Consider the following 14209-nt stretch of genomic DNA (forward strand, 5'->3'; position numbering starts at 1 on the left):
CTTGTTGCGCCGGCTGCCTAGCTGTTCGGCCCGCGATCCATGCTGACAGGCTGCCAGCGGCGGAGCGCGGTGTTCTGCAGCACCGACGGATTGACGCAGCTTACCGGCCACATGCCCTGAAGCACCAGTGACAATTCGTAGCCCACGCGGCGCTTGCGCGCCTCGTCGAACCGTGCCGAGGCCGAGGCGACATGGGCGGTCAGGGTCACGTTCTCCATGCCGAGCAGCGGATTGTTGTGCGAGGGCGGCTCCTTCTCCAGCACGTCGAGGGCGGCGTGCGCGATCCAGCCTTCCTGCAACGCCTTGATCAGGCTTTCCTCGTCCACCGTGGCGCCGCGACCGGTGTTGATGAAGATCGAGCCCTTCTTCATCTGCCGAAAGTGCTTCTCGGTCAGCATGTGGTGCACCTCGGGCCGCGCGGGTGCGTGCATCGAGACGAAGTCGGATTGCGACAGCACCTCGTTCAGTGTCGCAGGGATGACGCCGTGGTCGTACATCAGCGTTTCCTGGATGAAGGGGTCGTAGGCCATCATGCGCAGGCCGAAGGGCGCGGCGCGCTTCGCAACTGCACGCGCGACGCGGCCGAACGAGATGAAGCCGAGCGTCTGGCCCATCAGCCTCGGGATCTTGAGCAACGCCGGCCGGCCCTCGGCCCAGCGGCCGTCACGCACCATGCGGTCCTGCTCGACCAGTCGACGAAAGCCGGCGAGCAGCAGCATCATGGCGTGGTCGGCAACCTCCTCGATGAAAGTGTCGGGAATGTTGGTGACGGGAATGCCGCGGGCGGTGGCGGCCTTCACGTCGACGCTGTCGACGCCGACCGAGCCGAGCGTGATGACCTTGCAGCTCTGCAGGCTGTCGATGATGGTCTTGGTGATCGGGATGCCCTTGGCATAGATGGCATCGGCATCCTTCGCGGCGGCGATGAACTCGGCCTCGTTGGCGGGGGCCTCGACGATCTCGGCATCGATCGGATCGAGCGCCTCGCGCTCAAAGGAATAATCGCTGCCCGCGACCGTGAAGCTCGCGCCCTTCGGCGTCACCACCCTGTATTTCGGCATTTCCTGCTCCCGATTTGGTTTCTTGTTGTGACCCGGCCTTCTGGCGGGCCTTTGCGTCTTTTACGCGAAATCGAGGCGGGTGCGTACAATTGCCGGTTGTCCGGGGCGATGAATATTGCCGGTTTTGCCGGCATCGTCAGGGCTTCTACGGAGGCACGTAAGTAACTTGCTAAGGGTCGCTCCCTAAAAGTTGATTCAATTTCGATCGATTCACTCGCGTGCCCGTATCCCTTTTTTGCCGGAGCTATCCCGTGAAGTTGAGCAACCTGAAGATCGCCCCCAAGCTTGGCATCCTTGTCGGCGTCACCTTGTTCGGCCTTTGCATCTCCGGAGTTCTCGCCGGTTATCTGATGAAGCGCGAGATGGTGAATGCGCGCATCGACCAGACCAAGGCGATCGTCGAGCTGGCCCGCAACTATGCCGCGACGTTGATGAAGCGGGTCAATGCCGGCGAGATGACCAAGGACGCCGCGCTTGCGGATCTGCGCCGCTACGGCAACGCGATGACTTACGACAAGGGCTCCGGCTATCTGTTCGGCACCACCTATGACGGCATCACGCAGCTCGCACCGGATCCGAAGCAGATCGGCGCCAACCGCATGGACGTGGAGACGAACGGCCGCAAGCTGTCCCGCGAGATCATGGACGGCGTCAAGGCCAACGGCGACATCCTTCTCTTCTACGAATACATGAAACCCGGTCAGCCGGAGCCGATCCGCAAGCTCGGCTATGCGGTCGCCGTCCCCGGTTTCGACATGTATCTCGGCACCGGCGCCTATCTCGAGGACATCGACCAGAAGATGGGCCCGGTCTACTGGCTGCTCGGCCTCGCCATGCTCGGCATCGTCATCGTCGCCGGCAGCGTCGCCTGGATGATCGGCCGCAGCATCAGCCGTCCGCTGGCGCTGCTCGGCATGCGCATGAAGGACCTCGCCGACGGCAAGCTCGAAGGCGACATTCCCGGCGTCGGCCGCGGCGACGAAGTCGGCGCGATGGCCGCGACCGTCCAGATCTTCAAGGACAATGCGGTCCGCATCCGCGACCTCGAGAAGATCGAGGCGGACGCCAAGGACCGCGCCGCGGCGGAACGCCGCAGCGCCATGGAGGAGATCGCCAACGACTTCGAGCGCAGCGTCAACGGCATCGTCCGCTCGGTTTCCTCGGCCGCAGCCGGCATGCAGACCACGGCGCAGTCGATGACCGCGACCGCGAGCGATGCTTCCTCGCGTGCCGCAACGGTCGGCGCCGCCTCGCAAAAGGCGTCCGGCAATGTCGGCACCGTCGCGGCCGCCGCCGAGGAGCTGTCGAGCTCGGTTGCGGAAATCTCCCGCCAGGTGACGCGCTCGACGGAAGTTGCGAGCCGTGCCGTCAGCGACGCCGAGCGCACCAACGCCACGGTGCAGGAGCTCTCCACCGGTGCCGAGAAGATCGGCGAAGTGGTCAAGCTCATTCACTCGATCGCGGCGCAGACCAATCTGCTGGCGCTCAACGCCACCATCGAGGCGGCGCGCGCCGGCGAGTCCGGCCGCGGCTTCGCCGTCGTCGCCTCCGAGGTGAAGGCGCTCGCCAACCAGACCGCCAAGGCCACCGAGGAAATCTCGGCCCAGGTCGCGGCGATGCAGACCTCGACCAGCGACGCGGTCGCGGCGATCGGCGGCATCACCCAGACCATCGCCGAGATGAGCGAGATCACCGCGGGCATTTCCGCCTCGATCGAGCAGCAGGGCGAGGCGACGCGCGAGATCGCCCGCAACATCCAGTCGGTCGCGGCCGGCTCGAGCGAGATCAACGCCAATATCGGCAGCGTCACCTCGGCCGCGCAAGCGACCGGCACCGCGGCCGGAACCGTGCTCACCAACGCCCGCGAGCTGGACAGCCAGTCCGGCGCGCTGCGCAACGCGGTGGATGGCTTCCTCGCCAAGGTCCGCGCGGCGTAATTTCTTGCACTGAAGTCGTAGGGTGGGCAAAGACGCGAAGCGTCGTGCCCACCTTTTTCTTTTGAGTTTGTCGTCTGTCATGCCCCGCGACCCGGCTACGCCAAGGCTTCGCTGGGGTTGAGATCTAGGGGCGCCGAAGCTTTAGCGTAGGCGGCAGGCGGGGCATCCAGTACGCCGCGGCTTCTCGGCTCTAGCCTCGCTGTCTCTGGAATACTGGATCGCCCGCCCCAGCGCGCTATTGCGCACAAGGCGGACGATGACGGCGTCCTGTGACTCTCACTGCTTCTCGATGCCCGCTTGCGTGCATTGTCGAACGATTACGACGTGCCGCGCGCCAATTCGACTCCCTTTCGGGATGACAGCAGCTTTTGCCGCATGCTGGAAATTGGAACTTCTGCGCCGCACTACGGTGTTACCCATACGCATTTTGCAATTGTTTCTTGTCGCGCGCGCTTGCATCCAAATCGAGTTCGGCATTGCTCGCGCGCGTATCGCGAGGCCGACGATGAGGGCAAAAGCGACTCTGGGTGAATTGCGTGCGTACAGAAGGTAGTTTCAAGCAAATGATAGGGCCGCCGTTCCGCGCCGCCTCGAATGGCGAAGGCGCTGGATGCCTCCCAGCGAGTCGGCCGCAGTGATTCATTCCGGCGCTATTCGCAATCGCCTTTTGGTCTCACTGCCGCCGGCGGACTTTGATCTACTCGCGCCCGAGCTTGAGGTGGTCACGCTCGATCAGGACGCTGTGCTGTCGCGACCGGGTGATCGGGTCGACCACGTCATCTTCCCCCATAGCGGGGCCATCTCGTTGATGATCGATATGGCGAACGGGCAGACGGTTGCCACCGCGGCGGTCGGGCGCGAGGGGGCTGTGGGGAGTCTCTCCGTGCTGGGATCGTCGCCTTCGGCGATTACCGCCGTCGTTCGTGCGGCGGGCATCGCCTCGCGGATGCCCGCGACACGCTTTCACGCCGCCTTCAATCAGAGCCCCGCGATCCGCCACGCGGTCCAGACTCACGTTAAGGCGATGCTGGTCCAGTTTCAGTTCGGGCTGGCCTGCAATGCGCTGCATCCGGTCCAGGCCCGCATGGTGCGCTGGCTGCTCCACCTTCGCGACCGCCTCGATCATGACGTTCTCCCCCTCACGCAGGAGGCATTGTCGCAGATGCTCGGTGTCCGACGTACGACGGTGACGCTGCTGATGCGCAATCTGCGTGCGTCCGGAGCGATTAGATCCGAGCGACGGGGTCAAATCGAGGTCGACCGGCTGCGGCTCGCGGCCGCGGCCTGCGAATGCCACGATACGATGCGCCGCGAAGTCGAGCAGATCTTCTCGACGCCTGGCCCGACCCCCGCGTCGCGGGTGCGCAAGGGCATATGGCCAAGCGAGCGGAGTGACGCCATATGAGGCGCTTGCGCGTCGCCTCAAGAGCTTTCCATCCTGCTTTCACTGCTTCTCGATCCCCGCGTCGCGGATCAGCCGTTCCCACAACACCAGCTGCTCGTTCACGAACGTGCCGAGCTGCTCCGGGGTGCCGGAGAAGGCGTCCATGCCGAGCGTCGCAAGCTGGGCCTTGATCTCCGGCTTCTCGACGATCTTGCGGATCTCGGCGTTGAGCCGCGTCACGATCTCCTTGGGCATGCCCGCCGGGCCGAAATAGCCCTGCCATGAGGAGATGTCGAAATCGGGCACGCCGGCCTCCTGCATCGAGGGCAGGTTCGGCACCAGCGGCGTGCGGTCCTTGGTGGTGACGGCGAGCGCGCGCAGCGCGTTGCCCTGGACATGCGGCAGGCCGGTCAGGATATCCACGAACATCATCGAGACGCGGCCGCCCATGACGTCGTTGAGTGCCGGCGGCGAGCTCTTGTAGGGCACATGCAGCAAATCGAGCCCGGCATTGTGCGCGAAGGTCGCACCCGACACGATCGCCGAGGACGAGCCCGAGGCGTAGCTCAGCTTACCCGGGTTGGCCTTGCCGTAAGCGACGAGCTCACCGACGGTCTTGGCGGGGACCTCGGGGTGAACGACCAGCATGAAGGGCAGATCGCCGGTGCGCGCGATCGGGGTGAAATCCTTGACCGGATCGTAAGTGAGGCTCTTGAGCAGATAGGGATTGGCCGAATGCGTGGTGTTGGTCGTCACCAGCAGCGTGTAGCCGTCGGGTGCGGCGCGCGCGACATAGGTCGCCGCGATCATGCCGTTGGCGCCGGCCTTGTTCTCGATCACGATGCCGACGCCGAGCGCCTGCGACAGATGCTGCGAGATCAGCCGCGTCGTGGTGTCGGTGCCGCTGCCGGCCGCGAACGGCAGCACCAGCGTGATGTTGCGGCTGGGGTAATTGTCGGCCTGCGCGGCGGTCGAGGCGGCGAGGCACAGCGCGGCGGTGCCGATCGTGCGCAGGTTTCGGATCAACGCTGAAAGCATGTCTGGACGTTCCCTCTTTTTTCGTTGCGGGGAACCTAGCTTCTCTTCGCTGAAATCGGAAGGCGGGAGTTTGTCGCCCGCGTCACGGAATTACTTCGCCGCCGAACCCTGGCGCGAGGCGATCACGACGCCGGCGAGCACCAGGGCGTAGCCGATCAGGTGAAACGGCTGCAGCTTTTCGCCGAGCAGCAGGATCGCCATCGCCGAGCCGAACACCGGTACCAGGTGGAAGAACGGTGCGGCCCGGTTCGGGCCGATCAGCGCGACGCCGCGATTGAAGAACAGATAAGCGAGCGTCGACGGGAAGATCAGGATGTAGCCCAGCGTTGCCAGCGTCACGGTGTCGAATTGCAGGACGCGGCCGCTCATTGCCTCCCAGATCGCGGTGGGCAGCAGCATCATCGCGCCGCAGCAGGTGGTGAAGGACAGAAAGGACAGCTGGTGGATCTTGGGCCGGCGCGGGATGAAGGCGGAGTAGAGGCCGAACGCGATCAGCGAGTAGGCGAACATGAGATCGCCCCGGTTGAAGCTGATGCTTGCCAGCGCCGCGAGATCGCCGCGCAGGATGATGATCAGCACGCCGAGCAGCGAGATCGCGATGCCGGCGAGCTGCCCGCCGGTCAGCCGCACGCCGAACAGCACCAGCGACCACAGCGCCACGAACAGCGGGCCTGCCGACTGGATCAGCAGCGCATTCAGCGCCTCGGTGTATTGCATCGCCCAGTACGAGATCGCGTTGTTGAAGGCGAAGCCCACCAGCGACAGGAACAGCATCAGCGGCAGGCTCCTGCGCAGTGCAGGCCAGTCGCGCTTCAGATGCGGCCAGGCGAACGGCAACAGGATCAAGAACACCCCGAACCAGCGGATCGTGGTCATCGTCAGCGGCGGCACATGCGCGCCGACATGGCGCGCGAGCACGATGTTGCCGGCCCAGAACAGCGAGCTCAGGCTGAGCAGCAGATAAGGCTGGTTGTTGAGCCAGCTGGCCGTATTGGCGGCCGGTGGCGCGGGCGAAGCAATCGTCATTGGCGTCGGATGCAACCTTGCCCCGGGTTGCTGTCGTGGGACAAGTCACAGAGCCGCAATGCTACAATGCAGGCGTGAGCCGAGGAGCGGCGCCGGCGGCTAATATGTTGGACGCATCCTTGATGCAGTGCGAGCTTCTTCCCCTCTCCCCCTGTGGGAGAGGGTGGCTCGCCGCGCAAGCGGCGAGACGGGTGAGGGGTCTCTGTCCGCGAGTCCAATTCTCATTTGAATGCGCGGATAGAGACCCCTCATCCGGCGCTTCGCGCCACCTTCTCCCACAAGGGGAGAAGGAAGAAACTAGCCCGCCTGCTTCCTTGACGCTGCGAACACGCCCGACAGCACCAGCGCGAAGCCGATGAAGTGGAAGGCCTGCGGGTGCTCGCCCAGAAACACCATCGCCATGATCGAGCCGAACACCGGCACGACGTGGAAGAACGGCGCGGCGCGGTTGGCGCCGATCAGGCGCACGCCGCGATTGAAGCAGAGATAGGCCAGCGTCGAGGGAAACACCGCGACATAGAACAGAGTGAGCAGGTTCGGCGCATCCAGCTTCATCACCGGGCGCGCGGAGAGCTCCCAGATCTCCAGCGGGATCAGGCATGCGGCGCCGGCACCGAAGGTGAAGGCGAGGAACGACAGGCCGTGCATCGCCGGCCGCTTCAAGCTCAGCACCGAATAGAGCGCGAAGATCAGAAGCGCGAGCAGGAAGATGAGATCGCCCTTGTTGAACTCGATGTTCGACAGCGTGGTGAAGTCGCCATGCAGGAGGATGGTCAGTACGCCGCACATCGACAGCAGCACGCCGAAGGCCTGCGCCGCAGTGAGGCGGATGCCGAGGATGACCAGCGACCACAGCGCCACCAGCAGCGGCGCGGCCGACTGCAGCAGCAGCGTATTGAGTGCCTGCGTATGCTCGAGCGCCCAGTATTGCAGCGTGTTGAAAGCGCCGATGCCGGTGATCGAGAGCGTGACCATCAGGCCAAGCCGCCCACGGATCGCGGGCCAGTCCTGCACCAGATGCTTCCAGGCGAACGGCAGCACCAGCAGGAAGGCGAACAGCCAGCGCAGGAACGACAGCGTCACCGGCGGGATGTGGCCGGCCGCGAGCCGCCCGACGATGGCGTTGCCGGCCCAGCACAGCGCGGTGATACTGAGCAGCAGATAAGGCTGGTTGGCGACCCAGTTATGACCGGATGTGTCGGCGCTCGTGGTCTGGCCGGTGGCGGACATTGTGATTGTTATGGCCCCGCATCATGCGCCGGGGCCCCGGCCCGGCGGTGTCCGGGCCGGCTCATAGCCCGGCCAGCCCAGAGACACGGAAATGTCCCCGATATCAATGGGGCAGGGCGCATCGCCTCCATGCGCAGGCGATACGGCGGGAACCTCAATTCTTGCGCCCACCGCGGATCGCGAATGGCTTCATCAGCTCGGCGCAGGCGAGATAGACGACGACGAGCAGCGCGATCCCAAGCATCATGATCGGCGGCGGGGCGACGAAGCCGAACCAGGCTCCGAGCGGTGTGAAGGGCAGCACCATCGCGGCGAGCAGCGCGGTCAGCGAGGACGCCGCGAGCGCGGGATCGGGCCAGTTGCGCCAGGGCCTTCCATTGGTGCGGATGATGAAGATCACGAGGATCTGCGTCGCCATGGATTCGACGAACCAGGCGGTGCGGAATTCCTCGGGCGAAGCCTTGAACAGCACCAGCAGCGCGACGAAGGTCAGGGCGTCGAACACCGAGGACAGCGGTCCCATGATCGCGGCGAAGCGCACCAGGCGCGACATGCTCCACACCTGCGGCTGCGCCGTGGACTGCACTGAGACCCGGTCGAAGGGAATGCCGAGCTCGGAGAGATCGTAGAGCAGGTTGTTGAGCAGGATCTGCGTCGGCAGCATCGGCAGGAACGGCAGCGCGATCGAGGCGGCCGCCATCGACAGCATGTTGCCGAAATTCGAGCTGGCGCCCATGCGGACATATTTGAGGATGTTGGCGAAGGTGCGCCGTCCTTCCTCGACACCGTCGGCGACGACTTCGAGATCCGAGGCAAGCAGGATCATGTCGGCGGCCGCCTGCGCCACGCCGGTCGCGCCGTCGACCGACAATCCGACGTCGGCGGCCTTCAGGGCCGGTGCGTCGTTGATGCCGTCGCCGAGGAAGCCGACCACCTCGCCGCCGGCCTGCAGCGCCTTCACGATGCGTGACTTCTGGTCCGGCGCGAGGCGGCCGAACGCATCGGTGGAGCGCACCTGCACCGCGAGCGCCTCGTCGCTGAGCGCGGCAATGTCGGCGCCCGACAGCACGCGCTTGGGATCGAGCCCGACCAGGCCTGCGAGCCGCTTCACCACCACGGGGGCGTCGCCCGAGAGGATTTTCAGCCGCACGCCGCTGGCTGCGAGCCGCGCAATGGCTGCCGCGGCCGTCGGCTTCGGTGGATCGGCGAAGGCGCAGAGACCTTCGAAGGCGAGATCGGTCTCGTCGTCCGTCTCGACCTCGCGCAGCGCGCCGCTCCACGCCCGCGAGGCGATGGCCACGGTGCGCAGGCCCTCGCTGGCGAGCTCGCGCACGCGTGCCATGGCCCCCTCGCGCGCGCGCTCGTCCATCGTGCACAATGCGAGCACCGCTTCCGGCGCGCCCTTGACGATCAGCAGCGCGCCTTCCGGGCCGGTGGCGAGCACCGATCCCAGTCGGCGCGAGAAGTCGAAGGCCTGCCGCCCGGCAAGCCGCCAGCCTTGCGCGGCATCCGGCCGGCCGGCGGTGAGCGCGGCATCGAGCGAGCCGCGGTCGCCGCCGAGCGATGCCGCGATGGCGCCGAGCTGCGCTGAACGGGGCGCGTCCCTGCCCGCGGCATCGATGCTTCTGGCGAGCGTGATCTCGGCCGAAGTCAGCGTACCGGTCTTGTCGGTGCACAGCACCGTCATGGCGCCGAGATCGTGGATCGCGGCCAGCCGCTTCACGATCACCTTGCGGCCGGCCATGCGCAGCGCGCCGCGCGACAGCGTCACCGTGGTGATCATCGGCAGCAGTTCCGGCGTCAGCCCGACCGCGAGCGCGACCGCGAACAGCAGCGAACCGAGGATCTCGCGGCCGAACACGACGCGGATGGTGAGCACGACCAGCACCAGCGCCAGCGTGGCGCGCGCGATCACGAGGCCGAATTCGCGCAAATCGCGTTCGAAGGGCGAGGGGGCCTGCGTCTCGGCCAGCGCGGCGGCCGCCGCGCCGAACACGCTGTCGCGGCCGGTCCCGACCACGAGCGCGATCGCCTCGCCGGTCTGCGCCACGGCGCCGCGGAACAGCGCGTTCGAGGTGTCGTCGGGGTCGATGACGGCTCCGGCGCGCTTCTGTACCGGATAGGGCTCGCCGGTGAGCGCAGCTTCCCCGGCGGTGAAGGCGGTGCTCTCCAGCACCAGCGCGTCGGCGGGAATGATGTCGCCGGCGCGGACGCGCAGGAGGTCGCCCGGAACGACGTGCTCGACGTCGATCTCGCGAAAGGCGCCGTCACGTTTGACCTCGGCCTTCAGCGCCACCGAGCGGCGGAGGATCTCGGCGGCGCGGACCGCATGTCCCTCCTGGACGGTGTCGAGCCCGATCGAGCCTGCGAGAATCAGCACGATGATGAGCCCGCCGATGTCGTCGCCGGTCAGCGTCGAGACGATGCCGGCGACCAGCAGGATCAGCGACAGCGGCTCCAGCAGTCGGCGCAGGATCGCGCGCATGGCGCCCTCGATGCGCGGCGGCGCATCGCTGTTCGGCCCGAAACGGCCCAGGCGTTCGGCGGCTTCGCTGGCGCTCAAGCCCTGCAAGGAGCAGCCGAGCCGGGTGCAGAGCGCATCCGTCGACAGGTGCCAGAACCGGCTCGCTTGGCTGTTCGGTGGCTTGGTCACGGCAGATCCGAAAAATGGAGGGTTCAAGGCCCGGGAAGGGTAAGCTGCGGAGGTGACAGCCATCCCTTGGCCATCCCCTCGCTATCCCCTTGGCTATCCCTTGGCGCAATTGCGGGCCGGAACAGTTGATGCGGGTCAATCGGGGTGCCCGCCGGCTGCAAAGGTTGCGAGATTTTAAGGGGATATCAAAGGCTTGGGCCGGCCTTTGGACCTCGAAAAAGCCCCGTTCTTGCTTGCCTAGAGGGGCCGCTTCCTTTATCCGGTTGGCTGCCTTGCGTGCGAGCGGTCCTGGGCCGCGGATTGGGCTTGGCGTCAGGCATGATCCCGGAAAAGTGGGCACCGGTTTTCCGCGAGGATCATGCCTCCTTGAGACAGATTGAACAGGGATTACCCGCGAATGGCCAACGTTGTCGTCGTCGGCGCCCAGTGGGGCGACGAAGGGAAGGGCAAGATCGTCGACTGGTTGTCGGAGCAGGCGGATATCGTCGTCCGCTTCCAGGGCGGCCATAACGCCGGCCACACGCTGGTCATCAACGGCGCGACCTACAAGCTCGCCCTGCTGCCCTCCGGCGTGCTGCGCGAGGGCAAGCTGTCGGTGATCGGCAACGGCGTGGTGTTCGATCCCGCCGCCTTCCTCGACGAGGTGACCAAGCTCAGGGGGCAGGGCGTTGCCGTTTCCCCGGACAATCTGCGTGTCGCCGAAAACGTCACGCTGATCCTGCCGCTGCACCGCGAGCTCGATGCCCTGCGCGAGTCCGCCAACGCGGCGACCGCGATCGGCACCACCCGCCGCGGCATCGGCCCGGCCTACGAGGACAAGGTCGGCCGCCGTGCCATCCGCCTGATGGACCTCGCCGACCTCGACACCCTGCCGCACAAGATCGACCGGCTGCTGGCGCACCACAACGCGCTGCGCCGCGGGCTCAATCTGCCGGAGTTCGACGGCAAGGAGATCCTGAAGGAGCTGAGCGCACTGGCGCCGCAGCTCCTGCCTTACGCAGAGACCGTGTGGCGCCTGCTCGACATCGAGCGGCGCGCCGGCAAGCGCATGCTGTTCGAGGGCGCACAGGGCGCGCTGCTCGACGTCGACCACGGCACCTATCCGTATGTCACCTCGTCCAACACGGTGGCGGCGCAGGCCGCGACCGGCGCCGGCCTCGGGCCGGGCGCGGTGGGTTATGTGCTCGGCCTGTGCAAGGCCTACACCACCCGCGTCGGCCAGGGCCCGTTCCCGACCGAGCAGGACAATGAGATCGGCCGCAAGATCGGCGAGCGCGGCCGCGAGTTCGGCACCAACACCGGCCGTCCGCGCCGCTGCGGCTGGTTCGACGCCGTGCTGGTCCGCCAGGCGGTCCGCACCTGCGGCATCAATGGCCTTGCTCTGACCAAGCTCGACATCCTCGACGGCTTCGACACGATCGAGGTCTGCACCGGCTACAAGCTCGACGGCAAGGAGATCGACCATTTCCCGGCCGGCGAGGGCGCCCAGGCCCGGGTCGAGCCGATCTACGAGACCATCGAGGGCTGGAAGGAGCCGACCGCCAACGCCCGGTCGTGGGCGCAGCTGCCGGCCCAGGCCATCAAATATGTCCGCCGGATCGAGGAATTGGTGGGGTGCCCGGTCGCGCTGCTTTCCACCAGCCCCGAACGCGAGGATACTATCCTGGTGCAAAATCCGTTTGAGGCTTAACGATATCTTACCGGGACGCGCGTATAGTTGAGTAGAAATGGCTGATTACTATCCGCTGATCGCCCGCGCTATTGCCGCCTTGGACCCCAACGCTCCCGGCGAAAGCCGTCGCGCGCTCTATGAGCGGGCGCGCACGGCACTGATCGCGCAGCTGCGCAGCGTGCAGCCGCCGCTCTCCGAATCCGAGATCACCCGCGAACGGCTGTCGCTGGAAGAGGCCGTCCGCAAGGTCGAATCGGAGGCCGCCCAGCGCGCCCGCGAGGCCTCGCGCCCCGGTGGTGGTGGTGGCGGCCGCAGCGGCAGCGGCGATGCCTTCCGCCGCGCCAGCACCCGGGCCACCGAGGCGAGCCCGCCCGCGTCCCAGCCGCGCACCCGTCCGGCCCCTCCGCCGCCGCGGGCCGACCGCCCGTCCATCAACGTCGACGACCAGGGCGACGCCCAGCGTCCGCCGCGCGCGCCGCGTTTCGACGCGCCGCGCCAGCCGGGTCCGCCCGCGCCGCCGTCGATGCCGGAACCGCCGGCGCCGCCGCCGGCCGGCCGCGATCGTGCGGGTGGGCGCCGTCCGCCAGACATCGGACCTCCGCCGGCGCTGCCGCCAGCCCCGGGCGTGCGCGGCTTCCGCGACATCACGGCCGATGCCAACGATCTCGGCGGCGCGGCCGCGCAGGCCAACCGCGCCGCGCGCCGTACCTACGCCAACGTGCCCTCGCCCTCACCGGAATTCGACCGGCTCGAGCCGAGCCTGGAGAACCGCGCCGGCGAGCAGGACGCGCCCTATTCCTATGACGAGTCGATCGAGGAGGCCGAGCGCTACGCGCCGCAGCCGCCGTCGCCGCGCCCGCACATCCCCGTCCTCGACCGCGACGCCAAGAAGCCCAAGCGCCGCGGCTCCGCGTTCCCGTTCAAGAGCGCGATCGCCGTCGGCATCGTGCTGATCCTGATCGGTGCCGGCATCCTCTGGGGCAAGCCGCTGCTCCAGACCGCCACCAACCTGTTCAAGTCCTCGCCGACCCAGGTGGTGGAGGCGCCGAAGGATCCGTCGCAGCCGCAGAGCAAGCCGAAGATCCCAGACCGCGTCGGCCAGCCCTCGGCCAGCGACCAGCCGGTCGCGCCGGTGGCGCAGAAGGTCGTGCTCTATGACGAGGACCCGTCAGACCCGAAGGGCAAGCAATATGTCGGCTCGGTGGTGTGGCGGCTCGAGCCGATCAAGGCGTCGGGCAACCAGAAGGCCGACGTCGCCGTGCGCGCCGAGATCGAGATTCCCGACCGCAAGTTCAAGATGACGATGTCGTTCCGCCGCAATACCGACTCTTCGCTGCCGGCGAGCCACACCGCGGAGCTGACCTTCATCCTGCCGCCGGATTTTCCGGGCGGCAGCGTCTCCAACGTGCCGGGCATCCTCATGAAGTCGAACGAGCAGGCGCGCGGCACGCCGCTCGCCGGTCTCGCGGTCAAGGTCACCGACGGCTTCTTCCTGGTCGGCCTCTCCAACGTCGACGCCGACCGCGCCCGCAACGTCCAGCTCCTGAAGGAGCGTTCGTGGTTCGACGTGCCCCTGGTCTACGCCAACCAGCGCCGCGCCATCATCGCCATCGAGAAGGGCGCCCCCGGCGAGCGCGCCTTCAACGACGCCTTCGCGCAGTGGGGCGATTGAGGCGCTGCTGTCATTCCGCGGCGTGCGAAGCACGAACCCGGAATCCATTGCGCAGCACGTGACGTAGAGGAATGGATTCCGGGCTCGCGCTTCGCACGCCCCGGAATGACCTCCAGCTTACTGCGCCGCCGCTTCCCGCTTGCGGGCTGCCGCGGCGGCTGCGTGCTCGCGATCCATCACGGCGCGGCAGCCGGGGCTGACCTGCGCCTTGTTCCTGACCATGCAGGCGGTGATGCGCGGGATATCGGGAATCTCGCTGGAGCACAGCCGCATGGCGTCAGCCGAGCACATCTGCTGGGCTTCTTGCGAGAAGGCGAGACTGGGTGATGTCTGGAGTGCGAAGGTGGTGGTGAGCGCGATGAGCGAAGCGATGGTCTGATAGCGTGTCATGCAGGATGGGTCCCCGAGTTCCTAGGGCTTGAGCCGCTTGGTTTTGGGGCGCCGCACGCGGCTTGATCTGCCGCATGTCGCAGCCTTCACGCCGGGACCTTGATCCCGCATGTGGTCGCTCGATTACTTGGATGTCGAATCGAAAG

10 protein-coding genes are annotated in these 14209 nt (G+C 66.8%); 4 read left to right on the top strand and 6 right to left on the bottom strand.

The window, feature by feature from the left end; translation table 11 throughout:
- Positions 1–17: 17 nt before the first annotated feature.
- Positions 18–1061: a C-terminal binding protein gene (locus JQ635_RS30640; RefSeq protein ID WP_211413518.1), complete on the bottom strand. Its 1044-nt coding sequence runs from the start codon at positions 1059–1061 to the stop codon at positions 18–20.
- 251 nt (positions 1062–1312) lie between these two features.
- On the opposite strand from JQ635_RS30640, the gene JQ635_RS30645 reads away from it, so the two are divergent.
- Positions 1313–2998 carry a methyl-accepting chemotaxis protein gene (locus JQ635_RS30645; RefSeq protein WP_211413519.1) on the top strand — a complete coding sequence of 562 codons (1686 nt, stop codon included), beginning with the start codon at positions 1313–1315 and terminating at the stop codon, positions 2996–2998.
- A 610-nt stretch (positions 2999–3608) separates the two neighbouring features.
- Positions 3609–4403: a Crp/Fnr family transcriptional regulator gene (locus JQ635_RS30650; RefSeq protein ID WP_211413520.1), complete on the top strand. Its 795-nt coding sequence runs from the start codon at positions 3609–3611 to the stop codon at positions 4401–4403.
- A 39-nt stretch (positions 4404–4442) separates the two neighbouring features.
- Here the strand turns inward: JQ635_RS30650 and JQ635_RS30655 are convergent, their stop codons facing one another.
- The 4 genes from JQ635_RS30655 to mgtA all read right to left on the bottom strand — a co-directional run bounded on the left by JQ635_RS30655 (position 4443) and on the right by mgtA (position 10329).
- On the bottom strand, positions 4443–5420 hold the full coding sequence (locus tag JQ635_RS30655; RefSeq protein ID WP_211413521.1) for a Bug family tripartite tricarboxylate transporter substrate binding protein: 978 nt from the start codon (positions 5418–5420) through the stop codon (positions 4443–4445).
- A gap of 90 nt (positions 5421–5510) precedes the next feature.
- A complete protein-coding gene (locus JQ635_RS30660) occupies positions 5511–6446 on the bottom strand; it encodes a DMT family transporter (RefSeq protein ID WP_211413522.1) in 936 nt (311 codons plus the stop codon).
- A gap of 297 nt (positions 6447–6743) precedes the next feature.
- A complete protein-coding gene (locus tag JQ635_RS30665) occupies positions 6744–7676 on the bottom strand; it encodes a DMT family transporter (protein WP_211413523.1) in 933 nt (310 codons plus the stop codon).
- 154 nt (positions 7677–7830) lie between these two features.
- Entirely contained in the window at positions 7831–10329 is a 2499-nt protein-coding gene (gene mgtA, locus JQ635_RS30670) for a magnesium-translocating P-type ATPase (protein WP_211413524.1), read from the bottom strand.
- 397 nt (positions 10330–10726) lie between these two features.
- On the opposite strand from mgtA, the gene JQ635_RS30675 reads away from it, so the two are divergent.
- Positions 10727–12019 (top strand): adenylosuccinate synthase, encoded by a 1293-nt coding sequence (locus JQ635_RS30675; RefSeq protein WP_211413525.1) that lies wholly within the window; start codon positions 10727–10729, stop codon positions 12017–12019.
- 37 nt (positions 12020–12056) lie between these two features.
- Complete coding sequence (locus tag JQ635_RS30680; RefSeq protein WP_211413526.1) at positions 12057–13673, top strand: hypothetical protein; 1617 nt, start codon at positions 12057–12059, stop codon at positions 13671–13673.
- Positions 13674–13790: 117 nt separating this feature from the next.
- Here JQ635_RS30680 and JQ635_RS30685 read toward each other — a convergent pair whose 3' ends face one another.
- Positions 13791–14063 carry a hypothetical protein gene (locus tag JQ635_RS30685; protein WP_246583873.1) on the bottom strand — a complete coding sequence of 91 codons (273 nt, stop codon included), beginning with the start codon at positions 14061–14063 and terminating at the stop codon, positions 13791–13793.
- Positions 14064–14209: the final 146 nt, after the last annotated feature.

The organism is Bradyrhizobium iriomotense, from assembly GCF_018130765.1.
Lineage (GTDB): Bacteria > Pseudomonadota > Alphaproteobacteria > Rhizobiales > Xanthobacteraceae > Bradyrhizobium > Bradyrhizobium iriomotense_A.